We start from the raw sequence: 21,354 nt of genomic DNA, 5'->3' as shown, positions 1-21,354 counted from the left end.
CGTCGGCACGTCCGTCGTCGACTGGCTCCGCACCCCGCGCCCCGACGCCGAGCCCGGGGTGTGGCGGCTCGGCCACCGGCCGCGGCCGCTGGAGGAACCCGAGCGCGTACCCGCCCGCAGACTGTTCGCCGGAGCCGTCATCGCCCTGCTCAGCGGCTGGCTCCTGTGGTCCCTCCTCTGGAACGGCTACCTCGGCCACTACTGGATCTGGCCGCTCCTCGTCCTCACCCCCGAGTCGTGGCGCAGCGACCCGTCCACCTGGGCCACCGCGAGCTACACCTACTACGCGCTCGTCGGCGGCGGCCTCCTCGTCTTCTTCGCCCGCATCGGCCACGTCCCGGAGATCTGGCGCCGCTACGGACTCCGCCCCCTGCGCGCCCGGTCCCGCGCCAAGGCCGCCGCGCCGCCTCCGCCGCGGCCCGGCGCCGACCCCGCCGAGTGGCCCGAGCTGCGGGACGCCGGGCTCGCCGACGCCGCCGCGCGGCTCACCGACGCCACCCGCACCGGGGCCCTCGGCGACGTCGACTACGCCCGCATCCAGCGGGCCTGGCACGGCGTGCGGACCCACCCCGGGCGGCTCGCCGCGTTCACCGACGCCGTACGGGCGCACGGGGCCGCCGCCTGTGCGCACCCCTCCGGCGTGCGCGACCTGCCGGTTCGCAGCGCCGCGCACGACCTGCTCACCGGTCAGGTGCGGATCGGCACCGCCGCCGACCACCCCCGCAACCCGTACGCGCGCCGCACCACGGGCGTCGCCCTGGAACCCGAGCTGCTCGGGACCTCGCTGCTCGCCGTGGGACCGGCCGGGTCGGGCAAGACCGTACGGCTCACCCGGCCCGTCACCGAGTCGCTGTGCCTCCAGGCGCTCGCCAACCGCGCCGCCGTCGTCGCCGTCACCGCGCAGGGCGCCGCCCTCGCCCCCGACGCCGCCTTCGACGCTGTCGTCTCCGTCGGCCGTCCCGACGCCCGCCACGACCTCGACCTGTACGGCGGAGCCGACGACCCCGACGAGGCCGCGCGCCTCCTCGCCGAGGCCCTGGTCGGCGACCTCGTCCCGGACAGCCGCCGGGCCGCCACCGCCCTCGCCCAGCTCATCGGCCCCTACCGGGCGGCCCACGGCCACTTCCCGCCCGTGCCGGAGCTGCGCGAACTCCTCGGCGGCGCCCCGCAGGCCATCGCCGCCCTGCGGACCGCCGTCTCCGGCGACCCCGCCCAGCTGCGCGAACTCGACGCCCGCGCCCGGCAGGCCGAGCGTGGCGACGACGTCGCGGTGCTCCTCGCCGAGCGGATCGCCTTCCTCGACCGGCCCGCCTTCGCCGACTTCTTCCGCACCGACGGTGCCGGCCGCCCCTTCTCGCTGCGCGCCATCGAGCACCCCCTGCGGGTCCGCGTCGACCTGCCCGAGCGCGGCCACACGGAGGCGTCCCGGATCATCGCCCGGCTGCTGCTCGGCCAGTTCACGGAGGCCGCCCTGGCCCGCGCCGACCGCTCCCTGTTCGCCTGCCTCGTCCTGGACGACGCCACCGACACGGTCACCGCCGACTCGGTGCGCGGCATCCAGCGGCTCCGCTCCGCCCACGCGGGCGTCGTCCTCGCGCTGCGCACCCTGGAGGACGTCCCCGAGGCCCTGCGGGGCCCGCTGCTGGGCGCGGTCGGCTGCCGTATGGCGTTCGCGGGGCTCGCCCCGTGGGACGGCGGCCGGTTCGCGGAGGTGTGGGGCACCGAATGGGTGCAGACCCGGGACGTCACCAACCGGCAGATCATCGCGGACGAGCCGTTCACCAAGTTCGTGCACGCCATGCGCCGCCTGGTGACCGGCCGCGCCGCCACCGCCGAGGCCGTCACCGTGCGGGAGGTCGAGCGCGCCCGCTGGTCCGCCTCCGACCTGGCGCACGACGTACCCGCCGGGCACGCGGTGCTGTCCCTCACCGGCGTACGCGGGGACCGCACGCCGCCGCTCCTGGTCGATCTGCGGACGTGACCTCACGCGGTACGCGCGCCTCACGCCGTGCGGGCGCGCTTCACGCCGTGCGCGCGCCTCACGCCGTGCGCGCGCCGCATGCCGCCCGTGCGGCCACGCCGTACGTGCGCCCTGGCCGTACGCGCGCCTCACGCCGTACGCGCGCCGAGCGCCGGACATGCGGCCGCGCGCCGTAGGCCGCAGTCGTACGTCCTGGCAGAATCGGGAGCAGCCGTTCATACGGGACGGCGAACTCCCCCTCCCGAAGGCCCCCCGGTCCCATGCCGCTCACCCTCACCTCGCTCGTCCAGCACTCCGCGCTCAAACTCACCGTGCGCGCCGGTGAGGACCGCCTCGAAACGCCCGTCCGCTGGGCGCACGTCAGCGAACTCGCCGACCCCGTCCCGTACATGGAGGGCGGGGAGCTGCTGCTCACCACCGCCATGACCCTCGACGCCGAGGACGGCGACGCCATGCGCCGCTACGTACGGCGGCTGGCCGGCGCCGGTGTCGTGGGCGTCGGCTTCGCCGTCGGCGTCAACTACGACGCGATCCCGCAGGCCCTCCTGGACGCCGCCCGCGAGGAGGACCTGCCGCTCCTGGAGGTGCCGCGCCGCACCCCGTTCCTCGCCATCTCCAAGGCCGTGTCCGCCGCGCTCGCCGCCGACCAGTACCGCGCCGTGACGGCGGGGTTCGAGGCGCAGCGCGAGCTGACCCGCGCGGCGCTCGCCGAGGGCCCGGACGCCGTGCTCGCCCGCCTCGCGGCGCACGTGGACGGCTGGGCCGCCCTGTACGACGCGTCCGGCGCCGTCATCGCCGCCGCACCCGACTGGGCGGCACGGCGCGCCGCCCGGTACACGCCGGACGTGCAGCGGCTGCGGGAGCGCGCCGCCCCGGCGAGCGCCGTCGTGGGCGGTGCGGACGGCGGCACCGACGACCGCGTGGAGCTCCAGTCGCTGGGCTCCGGGCGGCGGGTGCGCGGCGCGCTCGCCGTGGGCACGGCCGCCCCGCTGGGCACCGCCGAGCGGTACGCCGTCCACTCGGCCGTCGCCCTGCTGACCCTGACGACGGAGCGGTCCCGCTCCCTGCAGGCCGCCGAGCAGCGCCTCGGCGCGGCCGTGCTGCGCATGATGCTGGCCGGGCAGCCGGACCACGCCCGCACCGTGGCGGGCGACCTGTACGGGGGGCTGCTCGACGCCCCGTTCCGGCTGCTGATCGCCGAGGCGGCGGGCGCGGACGCCGAACCGGCCGACGAGCCGCCGCTGGGCTCGCTCACCGACGCCCTGGAGGCCGCGGCCGCCCGCGTCGGCGAGGCGGTGCTGACCGTCCCGGAGGGCGACGACCGGCTGGTCGTCGTCGCGGCCGACGGGGGAGCGGTGGTCTCCGCCTGCGAGGTGTACGCGGAGAAGGACGCCGAAGAAGCGGGCTCCGTCATCGGGCTCTCCGCGCCGACCGGACCGATAGCGGCCGCCGGCGCCTACAAGCAGGCCGAGCAGGCCCTGTCCGTCGCCCGCAGGCGCGGCCGCGCCCTGGTCGAGCACGAGGAGCTGGCCGCCGGTTCGCTGCTGCCGCTGCTCGCGGACGACGCGGTACGGGCGTTCGCGGACGGCATGCTGCGGGCGCTGTACGAGCACGACGCGACCGGGCGCGGCGACCTCGTGGCGTCCCTGCGCGCCTGGCTGTCGCGGCACGGCCAGTGGGACGCGGCGGCGGCGGACCTGGGCGTCCACCGGCACACGCTGCGCTACCGGATGCGGCGCGTCGAGGAGATCCTGGGCCGCTCGCTGGACGACGCGGACGTGCGGATGGAGCTGTGGCTGGCTCTGAAGGCGACGGGGGAGCGCCCGGCGCCGTAATCCCGCACCCGAAGGGCCCCTCGCCTTTGGTTCTGCCCGAATCCTGCCCGGATTCGGGCAAATTCTTTGCCGTGGAGGGTGGATGATCCATATTCTCCTGCCCATGACAACCCCGGCCGCGGACGCGGCACCCCCTGCCTCACGGCCCCCGGAGGGCTCCGCGCCCGTACGCCCAGGGCCCGCCCGCCGCCGGATCGGCGGCGCCGTCTGGGCCGCCCTCGCCATCGTCTACGTCGTGTGGGGCTCCACCTACCTCGGCATCCGCGTCGTCGTCGAGACCCTGCCGCCCTTCCTCTCCGCCGGTGCCCGGTTCGTCGTCGCGGGGCTCGTGCTCGCCGCGCTGCTCGCCTGGCGGCAGGGGCCCGCCGCCCTCAGGGTCACCCGCGCGCAGCTCGCGTCCACCGCCGTCGTCGGACTGCTCCTGCTGCTGGGCGGCAACGGCCTGGTCGTCCTCGCCGAGACCTCCGTACCGTCCGGGCTCGCCGCCCTGCTCGTCGCCGTCGTCCCCGCCTGGGTCGTGCTGCTGCGCACCGCCTACGGCGAGCGCCCGGGCACCGGCGCGTACGCGGGCGTCCTGCTCGGCCTGGCCGGGCTCGCCGTCCTCACCCTCCCCGGCCTCAGCGGCGACGTCCGGATCAGCGGCGTACTCCTGGTGGTCGTGGCGACGCTCATGTGGTCCGCCGGGTCGTTCTCGTCGTCCCGTATCCCCATGCCGCGCAACCCGTTCACGGCGAGCGCGTACGAGATGGCCGCCGGCGGCCTCGGCTGCCTCCTCGTCGGCCTGGCGCGCGGCGAGCAGCGCGGCCTGGACCTGTCGGCCGTGTCCGCCCGCTCCTGGACCGCGCTCGCGTACCTGATCGTCTTCGGTTCGCTGATCGCCTTCACCGCGTACGCCTGGCTTCTCCAGCGCGCGCCGCTCTCGCTGGCCGCCACCTACGCCTACGTCAACCCGGTCGTCGCGGTCCTCCTCGGCTGGCTGATCCTGGACGAGACGCTGACCTGGCCCATCGCGCTCGGCGGCAGTGTCGTGGTGGCCGGTGTGTGGCTCATCGTGCGCACCGAACGCCGTACGTGAGCGCGTACGTCACGCGGGGCCGCATCTGCCGAACCGGCGGACCCGGCCCCGCGACCACTCCATCACGGACAAACACCGATCCGGCCCCTCGGCCCTACCGTGTGAGCTGAGCGCAAGCGACGCACGCCAGCACCACACCCCACTACTCGGAAGGGCCGGGACCGCGATGACCGCCACCCACGCCTTCTGGCTCGCCGGCCGCGAGGCCACCGGCGACGCCACCTTCGACGTCACATCGCCCTGGGACGGCCGGACCGTCGGCCAGGTCAGCGTGCCCACCGAGGCCCAGGTCGAAGAGGCCGTGGCCGCCGCGCACGCCGTCGTCGACGAGTTCGCCGCTACCCCCGCCCACGTCCGCGCCGCCGCCCTGGACCACGTGTCCAAGCGGCTCGCCGAGCGCACCGAGGAGATCGCCCAGCTGATCTCCGCCGAGAACGGCAAGCCCGTCAAGTGGGCCCGCGGCGAGGTCGGCCGCGCCGTCTCCGTCTTCCGCTTCGCCGCCGAGGAGGCCCGCCGCTTCAACGGCGGCGATGCCCAGCGCCTCGACACCGACGCCGGCGGCACCGGCCGTCTCGCCCTCACCCGCCGCTTCCCCAAGGGCGTCGTCCTCGGCATCGCGCCGTTCAACTTCCCGCTGAACCTGTGCGCCCACAAGGTCGCCCCGGCCATCGCCGTCGGCGCGCCCATCATCCTCAAGCCGGCGCCCGCGACCCCGCTGTCCGGTCTGATCCTCGGTGAGCTGCTCGCCGAGACCGACCTGCCGGCCGGCTCCTGGTCGGTCCTGCCGGTGCCGAACGACCGGATGCCCGCCCTCGTCCAGGACGAGCGTCTGCCGGTCATCTCCTTCACCGGCTCCGACACGGTCGGCTACGCGATCCAGCAGTCCGTGCCTCACAAGCACTGCACCCTGGAGCTCGGCGGCAACGCCGCGGCCGTCGTCCTCGCGGACTGGGCCTCCGACGAGGACCTGGACTGGGCGGCGACGCGTATCGCCACCTTCTCCAACTACCAGGGCGGCCAGTCCTGCATCTCCGTGCAGCGCGTCATCGCGGACGCCTCGGTCTACGACCGGCTTGTCCCGAGGATCGTCGCCGCCGTCGAGGCGCAGGGCACCGGCGACCCGTCCGATGACGCCACGGACGTCGGCCCTCTGGTCAGCGAGGACGCCGCCAAGCGCGTCGAGTCCTGGGTCGACGAGGCCGTCAAGGGCGGCGCGAAGCTGCTCACCGGCGGCAAGCGCGAGGGCGCCACGTACGCGCCGACCGTGCTCGCGGACCTGCCGTCGGACGTCACGCTCGCCCGCGAGGAGGTCTTCGGCCCGGTCCTCACGCTCCACAGGGTCGACGGCGAGGCCGCCGCGTTCGCGGAGGTCAACAACTCCAAGTTCGGCCTCCAGTCGGGTGTCTTCACGCACGACCTGCAGACGGCGTTCCGCGCCCACCGCGCCCTGGAGGTCGGCGGCGTGATCATCGGCGACGTCCCGTCGTACCGTGCCGACCAGATGCCGTACGGCGGCGCCAAGCAGTCCGGCGTCGGCCGCGAGGGCGTGGCGTACGCGATGGACGACTACACCTACGAGCGGGTCCTGGTCCTGACGGGCCTCGCCCTGTGACACGCCCGGCGGCGTGACGGCCGGCGCGTTCTCACTCGTACGGCCCCGTGAACCGGCGGCCTGAGCCCACTGTGCGGGGGCTCAGGCCGCCTTATCGTATTTTCGTACGCGCTGTCATCGGGTAATACGGATGAGTAGCACCGACCGGTAGGACGACCGGCCGGCCGCCCCGAACCCGCGGTGAGGTGAGCCCCCATGTCCGGCCCACACCACAAGCCCAAAGTCTCCGAGCGCGAGGCCCGCCAGGTCGCCGAGGCCGCCCGCCAGCAGGCCTGGCACAAGCCCAGCTTCGCCAAGGAGCTGTTCCTCGGCCGCTTCCGCCTGGACCTGATCCATCCGCACCCGCTGCCCGGCGCCGAGGACACCGAGCGCGGTGAGGAGTTCCTCGCCAAGCTCCGCGACTTCTGCGAGACGAAGATAGACGGCGCCCTGATCGAGCGTGAGGCCCGTATCCCCGACGCCGTGATCGACGGGCTCAAGGAACTCGGCGCGCTCGGAATGAAGATCGACACCAGGTACGGCGGCCTCGGCCTCACCCAGGTGTACTACAACAAGGCCCTGGCGCTCGTCAGCTCCGTGAGCCCCGCCGTGGGCGCGCTGCTCTCGGCGCATCAGTCGATCGGCGTACCGCAGCCGCTGAAGATCTTCGGTACGCAGGAGCAGAAGGACACCTTCCTGCCGCGGCTCGCCCGCACCGACATCTCCGCCTTCCTCCTCACGGAGCCCGACGTCGGCTCCGACCCGGCGCGGCTCGCCACCACGGCCGTCCCGGACGGCGACGGCTACGTCCTCGACGGCGTCAAGCTGTGGACCACCAACGGGGTCGTGGCGGACCTGCTCGTCGTCATGGCGCGCGTACCGAAGTCCGAGGGGCACCGGGGCGGCATCACCGCCTTCGTCGTCGAGGCCGCGTCCGACGGCGTCACCGTCGAGAACCGCAACGCGTTCATGGGCCTGCGCGGCCTGGAGAACGGCGTCACCCGCTTCCACCGGGTCCGTGTCCCCGCCGCGAACCGCATCGGCCCCGAGGGCGCGGGCCTGAAGATCGCCCTGACCACGCTGAACACCGGCCGCCTGTCCCTCCCCGCGATGTGCGCGGGCGCGGGCAAACTGTGCCTGAAGATCGCCCGCGAGTGGAGCGCCGTCCGCGAGCAGTGGGGCAAGCCGGTCGCCCTGCACGAGGCGGTCGGAGCGAAGATCTCCTTCATCGCCGCGACCACCTTCGCCCTGGAGGCCGTCCTCGACCTGTCCAGCCAGATGGCCGACGAGGACCGCCACGACATCCGCATCGAGGCGGCACTCGCCAAGCTGTACGGCTCCGAGATGGCCTGGCTCATGGCCGACGAACTGGTCCAGATCCGCGGCGGCCGCGGCTACGAGACCGCGGAGTCCCTGGCGGCCCGCGGCGAACGCCCCGTCCCGGCGGAGCAGCTCCTGCGGGACCTGCGCATCAACCGCATCTTCGAGGGCTCGACGGAGATCATGCATCTGCTGATCGCCCGCGAGGCCGTCGACGCCCACCTGGCGGTCGCCGGCGACATCATCGACCCCGACAAGTCGCTGGGCGACAAGGCGAAGGCGGGCGCCCACGCGACGGCGTTCTACGCCCGCTGGCTCCCGAAACTGGTGGCGGGCCGCGGCCAGCTCCCCACCTCGTACACCGACTTCCACCCGAAGGGCCATCCCGACCTGGCCACGCACCTCCGCTACGTCGAACGCACCTCCCGCAAGCTGGCCCGCTCGACGTTCTACGCGATGTCCCGCTGGCAGGGCCGTATGGAGACCAAGCAGGGCTTCCTCGGCCGGATCGTCGACATCGGCGCCGAGCTGTTCGCCATGAGCGCGGCGTGCGTCCGCGCCGAACTGCTGCGCTCCCAGGGCGACAACGGCCGCGCCGCGTACGAACTGGCCGACGCGTTCTGCCGCCAGGCCCGCCTGCGCGTGGAGGAGCTCTTCGGCCGCCTGTGGTCCAACACCGACGACGAGGACCGCAGGCTCGTCAAGGGCGTCCTGGCGGGCCGCTACACCTGGCTGGAGGAGGGCGTCCTGGACCCCAGCGGCGAAGGCCCCTGGATCGCCGACGCGACCCCGGGTCCCTCGGAGAAGGAGAACGTGCACCGCCCGATCCGTTAGCGATCGACCCGATCCGTCCCCGCCTCACGTGCGTATGCGTGAGGCGGGGATGGTGTTTTGTGCGAATGCTTACGCTTCTTTGATCTTTCTTGTTCGCTTCTTGTCCTTGTGCTGGCCGATGAGGGCGGAAGGTGAGGGACCGGTCGCCCACCCGGGTGACCGCCCCCCAACCCGTCCACGAGGTGTATTCAGCATGTACTCGCGCGTCATACGCATGGCCGCCACCGCCGCAGTCGCCACCCTCACCGTCCTCACGGCCACCTCCTGCGCCCACGGCGGCGACGCGGCCGCCGCCCCCGCCCCCGCCCAGAAGGGCACCGCGCACTGGAGCTACGAGGGCGCCGGTGGCCCGGCCGACTGGGCGACGCTCGCCGAGGACTTCGAGGCCTGCGAGAAGGGCCACGAGCAGTCCCCCGTGGACCTGCGCGAGGAATCCGCGGCCCAGGCGCCGGTCGACAAGGCCGTCACCTTCGACTACAAGCCCGTGACCGCGGAGGTGGTGAACAACGGCCACACCGTGCAGGCCAACGTCTCCCCGGGCAGCAGAATCATCCTCGACGGCACCCCGTACGACCTGAAGCAGTTCCACTTCCACCTACCGAGCGAACACACCGAGGAGGGCGAACACAGCGCCATGGAGCTGCACTTCGTCCACGCGGACAAGGCGGGCAGACTGGCCGTCGTCGGCGTCCTGATGCAGGAGAAGGCGGGCGCCTCCGCCTTCGCGGACCTCTGGAAGCGGCTCCCGGAGAAGGAAGGCGGCAAGGCGTCCGTCACCGAGCCGATCGACCTCACCGCGTTCCTGCCGGGCGACCGCGACCAGTACCGGTACGAGGGTTCGCTGACCACCCCGCCGTGCACCGAGGGCGTCAAGTGGACCGTCCTGAAGGACCCGGTCACGGTCGCGCCGGCCGAAGTCGCGGCGTACAAGAAGATGTTCCCGAAGACCAACCGGCCGACCCAGCCGCTCAACGAGCGCAAGGTCACGGTCGTCGAGGACTGACCGCCGCATACGGTCCCCGCTTCCGCACGCGGTCCCGGCTTCCGCACACGGTCCCCGCTTCCGCACGCGGTCCCGGCTTCCGCACGCGGCGACCAGCAGCTGAGACGCCCGGCGGCCGGGGCGGGACGCGCGGCAGGATGGGGGCCGTGACCGTCATCGACATCCCCGGCTCCAAGTCCGTCACCGCCCGCGCCCTGTTCCTGGCCGCCGCGGCCGACGGCACCAGCACGCTCCTGCGCCCGCTCGCCTCCGACGACACCGAGGGCTTCCTGGAGGGCCTCGGCACCCTCGGATACGAGGTCGAGCGCACCGCCGGCGCCTGGCGCGTCACCGGCCGCCCGGCCGGCCCCGGCGCCGCCACCGCCGACGTGTACTGCCGCGACGGCGCCACCACCGGGCGGTTCCTGCCCGCGCTGGCCGCCGCCGGGCACGGCGACTTCCGGTTCGACGCCTCACCGCAGCTGCGCCGCCGCCCGCTCGGCCCGCTCACCGACGCGCTGCGCACCCTGGGCGTCGACCTGCGCCACGAGGAGGCCGAGGGCCACCACCCGCTGCGGATCGCCGCCTCCGGCATCAAGGGCGGCGCGCTCACGCTCGACGCGGGCCAGTCGTCCCAGTTCCTCACCGCGCTGCTGCTGCTCGGCCCCCTCACCGCCGAGGGCCTGCGCATCACCGTCACGGACCTGGTCTCCGAGCCGTACGTCGAGATCACCCTCGCGATGATGCGGTCCTTCGGCGCCGAGCCCACCCGCGAGGGGAACGTCTTCACGGTCCCGCCGACCGGCTACCGCGCCACCACGTACGCCATCGAGCCCGACGCCTCCACGGCGAGCTACTTCTTCGCGGCCGCCGCCCTCACCGGCCGCGAGGTCACCGTGCCCGGCCTGGGCACCGGCGCCCTCCAGGGCGACCTGCGGTTCGTCGACGTGCTGCGCCGCATGGGCGCCCACGTCGACATGACCGCCGACCGCACGACCGTACGCGGCACGGGCCGCCTCACCGGCCTCACCGTCAACATGCGCGACATCTCCGACACCATGCCCACTCTCGCGGCCCTCGCGCCCTTCGCCGAAGGCCCCGTCCGCATCGAGGACGTCGCCAACACGCGCGTGAAGGAGTGCGACCGCCTCGACGCCTGCGCCGAGAACCTCCGCCGCCTCGGCGTCACCGCCACCACCGGCCCCGACCGGCTGGAGATCCTGCCCGGCACCCCGGGCCCCGCCGAGATCCGCACCCACGGCGACCACCGCATGGTGATGTCCTTCGCCGTCACCGGACTGCGCACGCCCGGCATCACGTTCGACGACCCCGGCTGCGTACGGAAGACCTTCCCCGGCTTCCACGAGGCGTTCGCCCGGTTCCGCGACGGCGCCTGACACCCGGTCGAGGGGACCCGGTCAAAGCCGGGTGCGGATGCGGCAAGAATGGGGGGCATGAGCGACAGCCCAGCACCCCTCGCCGACCCGCACATCGCCTTCGATCCGACCGAAGGCCGCCGGGACATCGTCGTCCTCGGCTCCACCGGGTCCATCGGCACCCAGGCCATCGACCTGGTGCTGCGCAACCCCGACCGGTTCCGCGTCACCGCGCTCTCCGCCGCCGGCGGACGGCCCGAGCTCCTCGCGGAGCAGGCGCACCGGCTGCGGGTCCGCACGGTCGCGGTCGCCCGCGAGGACGCGGTGCCCGCGGTGCGCGACGCGCTGAAGGAGCGATGGGGGTCCCCCCGCTCGAGCGAAGCCCGGAGCGGGGGAGGCACCGAGCCGCTGCCGGAGATCCTGGCCGGCCCGGACGCCGCCGCGGAGCTGGCCGCCTCCGACTGCCACACCGTCCTCAACGGCATCACCGGCTCCATCGGACTCGCCCCCACGCTCGCCGCCCTGGAGGCGGGCCGCACGCTCGCGCTCGCCAACAAGGAGTCGCTCATCGTGGGCGGCCCGCTGGTGAAGGCCGTCGCCAAGCCGGGCCAGATCATCCCGGTCGACTCCGAGCACGCCGCGCTGTTCCAGGCGCTGGCCGCCGGCACCCGCGCCGACGTGCGCAAGCTGGTCGTCACCGCGTCCGGCGGCCCGTTCCGCGGCCGTACGCGCGCGGAGCTGGCCCAGGTCACCCGTGAGGACGCGCTCGCGCACCCCACCTGGTCCATGGGCCCGGTCATCACCGTCAACAGCGCGACGCTCGTCAACAAGGGCCTGGAGGTCATCGAGGCCCATCTGCTCTACGACATCCCGTTCGACCGCATCGAGGTCGTCGTCCACCCCCAGTCGTACGTCCACTCGATGGTGGAGTTCACGGACGGCTCGACGCTCGCCCAGGCGACCCCGCCCGACATGCGCGGCCCCATCGCCATCGGCCTCGGCTGGCCCGAGCGCGTCCCGGACGCCGCGCCCGCCTTCGACTGGTCCAAGGCCTCCACCTGGGAGTTCTTCCCGCTCGACACGGAGGCGTTCCCGTCCGTCGGCCTCGCCCGGCACGTCGGCGAACTCGGCGGCACGGCCCCGGCCGTCTTCAACGCCGCCAACGAGGAGTGCGTGGACGCGTTCCTCGCCGGCCGGCTGCCCTTCAACGCGATCATGGACACGGTCACCGATGTCGTCACCGAACACGGCACACCGGATCCGGGAACTTCACTGACGGTGACGGACGTCTTGCAAGCGGAGACCTGGGCACGGGCCCGGGCACGTGAACTGGCGGCGAAAGCCGCGAAGACGACGGCGGAGGCTCGCGCATGACGATTCTGTTGACGATCCTCGGCATCGCGCTGTTCGCCGTCGGACTGCTGATCTCCATCGCCTGGCACGAGCTCGGCCACCTCTCCACGGCCAAGCTCTTCGGCATCCGCGTGCCCCAGTACATGGTCGGCTTCGGCCCGACGCTCTGGTCCCGCCACAAGGGCGAGACGGAGTACGGCATCAAGGCCATCCCCATGGGCGGCTACATCCGCATGATCGGCATGTTCCCGCCCGGTGACGACGGCCGCGTCGAGGCCCGCTCCACCTCGCCCTTCCGCGGCATGATCGAGGACGCCCGCTCGGCCGCGTACGAGGAACTCCAGCCCGGCGACGAGAAGCGCATGTTCTACACGCGCAAGCCGTGGAAGCGCGTCATCGTGATGTTCGCGGGCCCGTTCATGAACCTGATCCTCGCCGTCGCGCTGTTCCTCGGCGTCGCCATGAGCTTCGGCTTCGCCACCCAGACCACCGAGGTCGCCGGCGTCCAGAAGTGCGTCATCGACCAGAGCACCGGCCGCGACAAGTGCGCCAAGGGCGATCGCGAGAGCCCCGCCTACGCCGCCGGCCTCAAGGAGGGCGACCGGATCGTCGCCTTCAACGGCGAGCGCGTCGACGACTGGGACACCCTCTCCGCCCGCATCCGCGCCACCACCGGCCCCGCCACCCTCACGGTCGACCGCGCAGGCCAGGAGATCGTCCTGCGCCCCACCCTCGCCGAGAACCTGGTGGCGAAGAAGGACGCCGACGGCAGGATCGTCCGCGACCAGTACGTGAAGGCGGGCTACCTCGGCTTCATCTCCCAGACCGAGATCGTCCCGCTCGGCTTCGGCGAGTCCGTCGACCGCATGGGCGACATGATCGAGGACGGCGCCCACGCCGTCATCGCGCTGCCCTCCAAGATCCCCGACCTGTGGGACGCCACCTTCGGCGACGGCGAACGCAAGGAGGACTCCCCGGTCGGCATCGTCGGCGCCGCCCGCATCAGCGGCGAGGTGATGAACCTCGACATGCCCACGCAGAACATCATCGCGACGTTCCTGCTGGTCCTCGCCACATTCAACCTGTCCCTGTTCCTCTTCAACATGCTCCCGCTGCTGCCCCTCGACGGCGGCCATATCGCGGGCGCTCTGTGGGAGTCTGCCCGCCGGCACGTCGCCCGGGTGTTCCGGCGCCCCGACCCGGGGCCCTTCGACGTCGCGAAACTCATGCCGGTCGCGTACGTCGTCGCGGGCATCTTCATCTGCTTCACGCTGCTCGTGCTGCTCGCCGACATCGTGAACCCCGTGAAGATCACATAACCCGAACAGCATCCCGTCACGGCGGACACAGGGCCGGGCGCGAACGTGCGCCCGGCCGCTCCCTTCGGGCGGCACACCCCGGCACGATGTGCTGGCGGGAGCACGCCACCTGTAATCTCGAAGCCTGGAGCCCGCCGATCTCGGGACCTCGATCCACACCTTGGGGTTGCACAGCAGATGACCGCGATTTCTCTCGGTATCCCGTCCGTTCCGACCAAGCTGGCCGAGCGCCGCGTCAGCCGCAAGATCCAGGTCGGATCGGTCGCCGTCGGCGGCGACGCACCCGTGTCGGTGCAGTCCATGACCACCACGCGGACCTCCGACATCGGCGCCACCCTCCAGCAGATCGCCGAACTCACCGCGTCCGGCTGCCAGATCGTCCGCGTCGCCTGCCCCACGCAGGACGACGCCGACGCCCTCGCCACCATCGCGAAGAAGTCCCAGATCCCCGTGATCGCGGACATCCACTTCCAGCCGAAGTACGTCTTCGCCGCCATCGACGCCGGCTGCGCCGCCGTCCGGGTCAACCCGGGCAACATCAAGCAGTTCGACGACAAGGTCAAGGAGATCGCCAAGGCGGCCCGCGAGACCGGCACCCCGATCCGCATCGGCGTCAACGCCGGCTCCCTCGACCGGCGGCTGCTCCAGAAGTACGGCAAGGCCACCCCCGAGGCGCTCGTCGAGTCCGCCCTCTGGGAGGCGTCCCTCTTCGAGGAGCACGACTTCCGCGACATCAAGATCTCGGTCAAGCACAACGACCCGGTCGTCATGGTCAACGCCTACCGGCAGCTCGCCGCCCAGTGCGACTACCCGCTGCACCTCGGCGTCACCGAGGCCGGCCCGGCCTTCCAGGGCACCATCAAGTCCGCCGTCGCCTTCGGCGCCCTCCTCTCCGAGGGCATCGGCGACACCATCCGCGTGTCGCTGTCCGCCCCGCCCGCCGAAGAGGTCAAGGTCGGCATCCAGATCCTGGAGTCCCTCAACCTCCGCCAGCGCCGCCTGGAGATCGTCTCCTGCCCGTCCTGCGGCCGCGCCCAGGTCGACGTCTACAAGCTCGCCGACGAGGTCACGGCAGGCCTCGAAGGCATGGAGGTGCCGCTGCGCGTCGCCGTCATGGGCTGCGTCGTCAACGGCCCCGGCGAGGCCCGCGAGGCCGACCTCGGTGTCGCCTCCGGCAACGGCAAGGGCCAGATCTTCGTCAAGGGCGAGGTCATCAAGACCGTCCCCGAGTCCAAGATCGTCGAGACCCTCATCGAAGAGGCCATGAAGATCGCCGAGCAGATGGAGAAGGACGGCATCCCCTCCGGCGAGCCCGAGGTCTCCGTGAGCTGACACCCCGCGCATCCCGCGCACCCCGCACCTCCACCGTGAGCCCCGCCGCACCACGCGGCGGGGCTCACGCCGTCCCCACCCGCCACTCCCCGACCTGGCCAGGTACAGTGCGGAGACTGACTGACCACTGGTGAGGCCCCCCGTGTTGACGCACACCACCACCCGGGTCCTCGAACCCGGCGACCTCGGCGCCGCGCTCGCCGTCCTGGAGAGCGAGCCCGTCGCCAACGCGTTCGTCACGGCCCGCGTCCAGGCCGCCGGCCTCGACCCCTGGCGCCTCGGCGGCGAGATGTGGGGCTGGTACACCGAAGGACGGCTCCGCTCCCTCTGCTACGCCGGCGCCAACCTCGTCCCCATCTGCGCCACTCCCGACGCCGTACGCGCCTTCGCCGACCGCGCCCGCAGGACCGGCCGCCGCTGCTCCTCCATCGTCGGCCCCGCCGAACCCACCGCCCACCTGTGGCGGCTCCTCGAACCGAGCTGGGGCCCCGCCCGCGACGTCCGCCCGAGCCAGCCCCTCATGGTCACCGAGCAGCCCGCGCCCGGCATCGAGCCCGACCCGCTCGTCCGCCGCATCCGCAAGGACGAGATGGACGTGATCATGCCCGCGTGCGTCGCGATGTTCACCGAGGAGGTCGGCGTCTCCCCGATGGCCGGCGACGGCGGCCTCCTCTACCAGGCCCGCGTCGCCGAACTCGTCGCCGCCGGCCGGTCCTTCGCCCGCGTCGAGGACGGCCAGGTGATCTTCAAGGCCGAGATCGGCGCCGCCACCCCGCAGGCCTGCCAGATCCAGGGCGTCTGGGTCGCCCCCGAGCACCGGGGCCGCGGCCTCTCCGAGACCGGCATGGCCGCCGTACTGCGCTACGCGCTCGCCGACGTGGCGCCCGTCGTCAGCCTGTACGTCAACGACTACAACACGCCCGCGCGGGCCGCGTACCGCCGGGTGGGGTTCCGCGAGGTGGGCACGTTCATGAGCGTTCTGTTCTGAAAACGCGGGAAGTAGGGTTCGGGGCATGGATGACGTCGTGCAGGTCGGGCCCCTCGACCTGGCCGCGCGCGTGGACGAGGCGCTCGGCGTCCAGGCCATCGCCTTCGGACTCACCCAGGGCGAGGTCGCGGTACGCCGCCACATCGTGCTGCGCCACATGGCCTGCCGCGGCGCCCGCGCCTTCGGCGCCACGACACCCGACGGCCGGCTCGTCGGCTTCGTGTACGGCATGCCCAACGACCGCGCCCACTGGTGGTCCTCCGTCGTCCAGCCGTACCTGGTCCGCGAAGGCAACGACGGCTGGCTCGACGACTCCTTCGTCATCACCGAACTCCACGTCCACCCCGCCCACCAGGGCCGCGGCCTCGGCACCGAACTGATCACCACGATCACCGGCACGGCGGACGAGCCCCGCTCGATCCTCTCCGCCATCGACACGGAAAGCCCCGCCCGCCGCCTCTACCGCCACCTCGGCTACGTGGACCTGGCCCGCCAGGTCCACTTCCCGAGCGCGTCCCGGCCGTACGCGGTGATGGGGGCGCGTCTGCCGCTGCGGCGGGGATGAGGGCGGGGGCGGCCCGTGCTGGGGCGGCCGGGGGTCCGGGGGTTGTCCCCCGGGATATGCAGCCCGAGCGCGTCCCGGCCGTACGCGGTGATGGGGGCGCACCTGCCGCTGCGGCGGAGGTGAGGGCGGCCGGGGGTCCGAGGGTCGGCCCCCGGGAATTTCGGCCTGATTTCCGCCTGCCGGGTGCGCACGGCTAACCTCCTGCACATCACACTTTTCACCGCAGGAGAGTTCCCCATGGCCCAGGTCCAGCGCATGTCCCGGTTGATGGTCAAGACACTGCGCGACGACCCGGCGGACGCCGAGACGCTCAGCCACAAGCTGCTGGTCCGCGCCGGTTACGTCCGCCGCAACGCCGCCGGCATCTGGTCCTGGCTGCCGCTGGGCAAGAAGGTGCTGGAGAACGTGGCCCGCGTCGTCCGCGAGGAGATGGACGCGATCGGCGCCCAGGAGGTCCTCCTGCCCGCGCTCCTCCCGAAGGAGCCGTACGAGGCGACCGGCCGCTGGGACGAGTACGGCGCCGAGCTGTTCCGCCTGAAGGACCGCAAGGGCGCCGACTACCTGCTCGGCCCCACCCACGAGGAGATCTTCACCCAGCTGGTCAAGGACCAGTGCACGTCCTACAAGGACCTGCCGGTGATCCTCTACCAGATCCAGACCAAGTACCGCGACGAGGCCCGCCCCCGCTCCGGCATCCTGCGCGGCCGCGAGTTCCAGATGAAGGACTCGTACTCCTTCGACACCACCGACGAGGGCCTCGCCGAGTCGTACGGGCTGCACCGCCAGGCGTACGTCAAGATCTTCGAGCGCCTCGGCCTCCAGCACAAGATCGTCTCCGCGGTCTCCGGCGCCATGGGCGGCTCGGCCTCCGAGGAGTTCCTGGCCCCGGCCCCCGCCGGTGAGGACACCTTCGTGTACTGCCCGGCCTGCGACTACGCGGCCAACACCGAGGCCGTCACCTTCGCGGGCGGCGAGCCGGCCGACGGCTCGGCGCACGGCCCCGTCGAGGAGCTGGACACCCCGGACACGCCGACCATCGAGACCCTCGCCGAGCACCTCGGCGTCCCGGCCTCCGCCACGCTCAAGAACCTGCTGGTCAAGGTCGACGGCGAGATCGTCGCCGTGGGCGTGCCCGGCGACCGCGAGGTCGACCTGGGCAAGCTGGAGGACCACCTGGCCCCGGCCGTCGTCGAGATGGTCACCGCCGAGGACTTCGTCGGCCGCCCCGACCTCGTGCGCGGCTACGTCGGCCCGCAGGGCCTGGACAAGGTCCGCTACATCGCCGACCCGCGCGTCGCCCCCGGCACCGCCTGGATCACCGGCGCCAACAAGCCCGACACGCACGCGAAGAACGTCGTGTGCGGCCGCGACTTCGAGGTGGACGACTACCTCGACGTCGTCGTGGTCGAGGAGGGCGACCCCTGCCCGAAGTGCGGCACCGGCCTGAAGCTGGACCGCGCCATCGAGATCGGCCACATCTTCCAGCTCGGCCGCAAGTACGCCGACGCGTTCCAGCTCGACGTACTCGGCCAGAACGGCAAGCCCGTCCGCGTCACCATGGGCTCCTACGGCATCGGCGTCTCGCGCGCGGTCGCGGCCCTCGCCGAGCAGACCGCCGACGACAAGGGCCTGTGCTGGCCGCGGGAGATCGCCCCGGCCGACGTCCACGTCGTCGCGGCCGGCAAGGCCCTCCAGACGGAGCTGGCCCTCGACGTCTCCGAGAAGCTGCGCGAGGCGGGCCTGCGCGTCCTCGTCGACGACCGCGCGGGCGTCTCGCCGGGCGTGAAGTTCACCGACGCGGAGCTGATCGGCGTCCCGAAGATCCTGGTCGCCGGCCGCCGCTCCGGCGAGGGCGTCGTGGAGCTGAAGGACCGCCGTACGGGCGAGCGCGAGGAACTGACGGTCGAGGAGGCCGTCGCGCGCCTCACCACCGTCTAGGGCTACACCGCGTAGTGGCTCACAGGCACCCCGCCGTACCGGCGTCGTCGTCCCGCACCGGGACGGTCGGCGCCGGTTCGCGTACGGGCGGTACGACGGGCTCGGCGGTACGCCGCCGGGCACCGGCCCGCTCACGCTGGGCGGCCGTCTCGTGCCGTGGCGCAGGCTCGGCCGCCGGGGCCTCGCGAGGTGCCGCCGCGAGCTCGTGCTCGGCCCGGTCCTGCTCGGCCCTGTCCCGCTCGGCGACCTCGTGCTCCGCGATGTCGTGCTCGGCCGACTCGGCGGACCGCTCCAGGAAGCGCAGCAGCTCCACCGGGATCGGCAGCACCAGCGTCGAGTTCTTCTCGGCCGCCACCGCCATCACCGTCTGCAGCAGCCGCAGTTGGAGCGCGGCGGGCGTGTCCGACATCTCGCGCGCCGCCTGCGACAGCTTCTTCGACGCCTGGAACTCGGCGTCCGCGTTGATCAGCCGGGCCCGCCGCTCACGGTCGGCCTCGGCCTGCCGGGCCATGGACCGCTTCATGGTCTCGGGCAGCGACACGTCCTTGATCTCGACGCGGTCGATGGTGACGCCCCACTCCACGGCCGGATTGTCGATCATCAGCTCCAGGCCCTGGTTGAGCTTCTCGCGGTTGGACAGCAGATCGTCCAGCTCGCTCTTGCCGATGATCGAACGCAGCGACGTCTGCGCGATCTGCGCGACGGCGAACCGGTAGTCCTCGACGCGGATGACCGCGTCGACCGGGTCGACGACCTTGAAGTAGACGACGGCGTCCACACGCACGGTGACGTTGTCCCGGGTGATGCCCTCCTGCGCGGGCACGGGCATCGTCACGATCTGCATGCTCACCTTCCGCATCCGGTCGACACCCGGGATGATCATGGTGAACCCGGGCGTCCGGAGCCGGCCGCGCAACCGTCCGAAGCGCAGGACGACGCCCTGCTCGTACTGCTTGACGACCTTGGCCGCGGCCGAGACGTACGCCAGCACGGCGATGCCGCTCAGCACCAGTGCGGTCAACAGTTCCTCGCCCATGACGACCCCCTGCCGTCGGACCCGGTTACCGGCAGATGTACCTGTGTACGACTTATGCCCATAGTGCACCCATATGGACCATCAAGGGGGTACGTCAGAGCCAGTCGGAGCCAGTCAGAGCCAGCCGGCGAACTCCAGCAGCAGCTCCGCGTCCCGTTCCCGCCCGGCCGCCAGGGCCCGCGTCGCGGACTCGACCGCACGGAACAGCGTCCAGCCGCGCAGCCGCTCCCGGTCCACGTCCAGCGAGTCGGCCAGCTTGTTCACGCGCCGCCGCGCCGCCGCGGGCCCGCCGGTCGCCGCCACCAGGTCCTCGACCCGGTCGCGGGCCAGCCGCGCCAGGTCGTACGCCCGTTCGCCCACCACGGGGTCGGGCCCCACGGCCAGCCACGGCGCCCGCTCACCCGCCAGCACCTTGCCCTGCCGGAAGCTTCCGTGCAGCAGCAGCGCCTCCGGGGCGTCCGCCACGAGCGCCTCGCGCGCCTCAAGGGCGGCCGCGACCAGCGGGCCCGCCACCTCGTCCGTACGGTGCGGGGCCATGGCCGCCGCCTCCCGCGCCGTACGGTCCGCCACCGACGCGAAACGGTGCCCCGCCGGCGGCTCCACCCACAGCCGCCGTACCGTTCCTGCGGCCTCCAGCAGGGCCTTGGCCTCGGGAAGCGACCGCAGTGACACGTCCGGCTGCAGCCGCTCAAGCAGCAGCCCGGGCCCCTCGGACGCGTCCAGCAGCCGTACGGCACCCCAGCCGTCCCAGTGCGCCAGCGCGTCCCGCTCCGCCTCGGCGCCGGCGAACGGCGGTGCCAGCTTCAGCACGGCGGGCTCGCCGCCCGGCCGCCGCCGCACCAGCACGACCAGGCTGCTCCGGCCGCCCGGCTCCACCACCCGCTCCGGTTCGAGCCCGCGCGCGGCCAGCGCCTCCGGGGCGGCCTCCGGCAGCCGGCCGAGCCACCCGCCCGCGACGTCCTTCCCGTACGTCTCGCCGAGCGCCCGCACCAGGCGGTGCGGTGGTTCGAAGGTCGCGGCGTCAGCGGGGTGGGGCATGCGTGCGTGGTTCCCTTTCGTGAGCTGCGTGAACGGGGCTCACGATCGCTCGGCGAGCCCAGGAAAGGCTACGCCGCTGCCGCGCCAGCGCACCGCCCGCACCGCCGCCTCCCGCAGCGCGCTCGCCGCGTCCTGCCTCAGCGGCCCGGTCGCGGCCCTCACCAGGTCGGAGTAGACGCCCGACACGCGGTCCTCCAGCTCGGCGGCGAGCCGCACGGCCGCGTCCTCGTCCGGCACCGCGAACGGCAGCGCGTACGCCGCCGCTGACGCCTCCGGCAGCCCGCCCAGGTCCCGCACGGTGCGCGCCAGCGCGTCCCGCCGCGCACGATGCGCCCCGTGCGCCGCCACGGCCTCCGCCCGCCGCCCGTCCCCGACCCGGGCCCCGACGACCCCGTACCCGTACACGGCCGCGTGCTCCGCCGCCAACGCCGCCTGCACGGCCTCCAGCACCTTCACGCCCGGCTCCCCTCAGCGAGCAGGTACGCCTGCGCCGCCCCGGCCGCCGCCACCGAGGCCAGCAGCCGCGCCAGCTCTGGCGGTGCGGCGACGAGCGACGCCGTGTGCGCGGCAGCGGTACGGGACGCGAGCGCGGCCAGCTCCTTGAGCGCGACCGCCGGATCCGCGGGCACAGGCGGCCCGGTGGCCGGAGAGGACGGAGAAACCGAAGCGGAAACCGTAGCCGTAGCCGTAGCCGTAGCCGTAGCCGCGTCCGCGTCCGCGTCCGCGCTCGCCGCCTCGCCCGCCGGCGACAGGGCCGTCACGTGCCGGGCCGTCGCGTCGCGGAGCGGGGT

16 protein-coding genes and 1 pseudogene are annotated in these 21,354 nt (G+C 73.2%); 13 read left to right on the top strand and 4 right to left on the bottom strand.

The genetic code is table 11. From position 1 onward, the window contains the following. The 13 genes from HTZ82_RS10790 to HTZ82_RS10730 all read left to right on the top strand — a co-directional run. Nucleotides 1-1,981, top strand: a 1,981-nt coding sequence (locus HTZ82_RS10790; protein ID WP_175409115.1) for an ATP-binding protein, incomplete at its 5' end; no start/stop codon positions are given. Between the two features lie 260 nt (nt 1,982-2,241). Then, nucleotides 2,242-3,816: a PucR family transcriptional regulator gene (locus HTZ82_RS10785; protein ID WP_175409114.1), complete on the top strand. Its 1,575-nt coding sequence runs from the start codon at nt 2,242-2,244 to the stop codon at nt 3,814-3,816. Between the two features lie 103 nt (nt 3,817-3,919). Further along, nucleotides 3,920-4,891, top strand: a complete 972-nt coding sequence (locus tag HTZ82_RS10780) for an EamA family transporter (protein WP_175409113.1) — start codon at nt 3,920-3,922, stop codon at nt 4,889-4,891. 166 nt (nt 4,892-5,057) lie between these two features. Then, the gene (locus tag HTZ82_RS10775; protein WP_175409112.1) at nt 5,058-6,503 is read left to right on the top strand and encodes an aldehyde dehydrogenase family protein; all 1,446 of its coding nucleotides are present in this window, start codon (nt 5,058-5,060) and stop codon (nt 6,501-6,503) included. A 195-nt stretch (nt 6,504-6,698) separates the two neighbouring features. Continuing rightward, on the top strand, nt 6,699-8,636 hold the full coding sequence (locus HTZ82_RS10770; RefSeq protein WP_175409111.1) for an acyl-CoA dehydrogenase family protein: 1,938 nt from the start codon (nt 6,699-6,701) through the stop codon (nt 8,634-8,636). 193 nt (nt 8,637-8,829) lie between these two features. After that, a complete protein-coding gene (locus HTZ82_RS10765) occupies nt 8,830-9,639 on the top strand; it encodes a carbonic anhydrase (RefSeq protein ID WP_175409110.1) in 810 nt (269 codons plus the stop codon). 146 nt (nt 9,640-9,785) lie between these two features. Further along, entirely contained in the window at nt 9,786-11,015 is a 1,230-nt protein-coding gene (gene aroA / locus HTZ82_RS10760) for a 3-phosphoshikimate 1-carboxyvinyltransferase (protein ID WP_175409109.1), read from the top strand. A 57-nt stretch (nt 11,016-11,072) separates the two neighbouring features. Further along, nucleotides 11,073-12,368 carry a 1-deoxy-D-xylulose-5-phosphate reductoisomerase gene (gene dxr / locus HTZ82_RS10755; protein WP_175409108.1) on the top strand — a complete coding sequence of 432 codons (1,296 nt, stop codon included), beginning with the start codon at nt 11,073-11,075 and terminating at the stop codon, nt 12,366-12,368. Then, the gene (locus HTZ82_RS10750) at nt 12,365-13,666 is read left to right on the top strand and encodes an RIP metalloprotease (RefSeq protein ID WP_175409107.1); all 1,302 of its coding nucleotides are present in this window, start codon (nt 12,365-12,367) and stop codon (nt 13,664-13,666) included. Before dxr ends, HTZ82_RS10750 begins: the two co-directional genes overlap by 4 nt. A gap of 177 nt (nt 13,667-13,843) precedes the next feature. After that, nucleotides 13,844-14,998 carry a flavodoxin-dependent (E)-4-hydroxy-3-methylbut-2-enyl-diphosphate synthase gene (gene ispG / locus HTZ82_RS10745; RefSeq protein ID WP_175409106.1) on the top strand — a complete coding sequence of 385 codons (1,155 nt, stop codon included), beginning with the start codon at nt 13,844-13,846 and terminating at the stop codon, nt 14,996-14,998. 142 nt (nt 14,999-15,140) lie between these two features. Continuing rightward, on the top strand, nt 15,141-15,986 hold the full coding sequence (locus tag HTZ82_RS10740) for a GNAT family N-acetyltransferase (RefSeq protein WP_175409105.1): 846 nt from the start codon (nt 15,141-15,143) through the stop codon (nt 15,984-15,986). 25 nt (nt 15,987-16,011) lie between these two features. Continuing rightward, entirely contained in the window at nt 16,012-16,551 is a 540-nt protein-coding gene (locus HTZ82_RS10735) for a GNAT family N-acetyltransferase (protein ID WP_175409104.1), read from the top strand. Nucleotides 16,552-16,788: 237 nt separating this feature from the next. Beyond that, a complete protein-coding gene (locus HTZ82_RS10730; protein WP_175409103.1) occupies nt 16,789-18,489 on the top strand; it encodes a proline--tRNA ligase in 1,701 nt (566 codons plus the stop codon). 19 nt (nt 18,490-18,508) lie between these two features. Here HTZ82_RS10730 and HTZ82_RS10725 read toward each other — a convergent pair whose 3' ends face one another. The 4 genes and pseudogenes from HTZ82_RS10725 to HTZ82_RS31790 form a co-directional block, all read right to left on the bottom strand. After that, complete coding sequence (locus HTZ82_RS10725) at nt 18,509-19,525, bottom strand: slipin family protein (RefSeq protein ID WP_175409102.1); 1,017 nt, start codon at nt 19,523-19,525, stop codon at nt 18,509-18,511. Between the two features lie 114 nt (nt 19,526-19,639). Beyond that, nucleotides 19,640-20,563, bottom strand: coding sequence for an aminoglycoside phosphotransferase family protein (locus HTZ82_RS10720; protein WP_175409101.1), 924 nt, complete (start codon nt 20,561-20,563; stop codon nt 19,640-19,642). A 39-nt stretch (nt 20,564-20,602) separates the two neighbouring features. Beyond that, nucleotides 20,603-21,019 (bottom strand): ferritin-like domain-containing protein, encoded by a 417-nt coding sequence (locus HTZ82_RS10715; protein ID WP_175409100.1) that lies wholly within the window; start codon nt 21,017-21,019, stop codon nt 20,603-20,605. Beyond that, nucleotides 21,016-21,354, bottom strand: a pseudogene (locus tag HTZ82_RS31790) (hypothetical protein); the annotation flags it as partial. The pseudogene HTZ82_RS31790 and the gene HTZ82_RS10715, both read right to left, overlap by 4 nt.

Source organism: Streptomyces sp. TRM64462, from assembly GCF_013362995.1.
GTDB lineage: Bacteria > Actinomycetota > Actinomycetes > Streptomycetales > Streptomycetaceae > Streptomyces.
The sequence above is the reverse complement of the archived record's forward strand: the minus strand, read 5'-3'. Positions and strand labels throughout refer to the sequence as shown.

What these genes read in the sequence shown, in the direction of transcription:
- HTZ82_RS10785 (WP_175409114.1), top strand. Translation starts at nt 2,242, where the DNA reads ATGCCGCTCACCCTCACCTCGCTCGTCCAGCACTCCGCGCTCAAACTC.
- HTZ82_RS10780 (WP_175409113.1), top strand. Translation starts at nt 3,920, where the DNA reads ATGACAACCCCGGCCGCGGACGCGGCACCCCCTGCCTCACGGCCCCCG.
- HTZ82_RS10775 (WP_175409112.1), top strand. Translation starts at nt 5,058, where the DNA reads ATGACCGCCACCCACGCCTTCTGGCTCGCCGGCCGCGAGGCCACCGGC.
- HTZ82_RS10770 (WP_175409111.1), top strand. Translation starts at nt 6,699, where the DNA reads ATGTCCGGCCCACACCACAAGCCCAAAGTCTCCGAGCGCGAGGCCCGC.
- HTZ82_RS10765 (WP_175409110.1), top strand. Translation starts at nt 8,830, where the DNA reads ATGTACTCGCGCGTCATACGCATGGCCGCCACCGCCGCAGTCGCCACC.
- dxr (WP_175409108.1), top strand. Translation starts at nt 11,073, where the DNA reads ATGAGCGACAGCCCAGCACCCCTCGCCGACCCGCACATCGCCTTCGAT.
- HTZ82_RS10750 (WP_175409107.1), top strand. Translation starts at nt 12,365, where the DNA reads ATGACGATTCTGTTGACGATCCTCGGCATCGCGCTGTTCGCCGTCGGA.
- ispG (WP_175409106.1), top strand. Translation starts at nt 13,844, where the DNA reads ATGACCGCGATTTCTCTCGGTATCCCGTCCGTTCCGACCAAGCTGGCC.
- HTZ82_RS10735 (WP_175409104.1), top strand. Translation starts at nt 16,012, where the DNA reads ATGGATGACGTCGTGCAGGTCGGGCCCCTCGACCTGGCCGCGCGCGTG.
- HTZ82_RS10730 (WP_175409103.1), top strand. Translation starts at nt 16,789, where the DNA reads ATGGCCCAGGTCCAGCGCATGTCCCGGTTGATGGTCAAGACACTGCGC.
- HTZ82_RS10725 (WP_175409102.1), bottom strand. Translation starts at nt 19,525, where the DNA reads ATGGGCGAGGAACTGTTGACCGCACTGGTGCTGAGCGGCATCGCCGTG.
- HTZ82_RS10720 (WP_175409101.1), bottom strand. Translation starts at nt 20,563, where the DNA reads ATGCCCCACCCCGCTGACGCCGCGACCTTCGAACCACCGCACCGCCTG.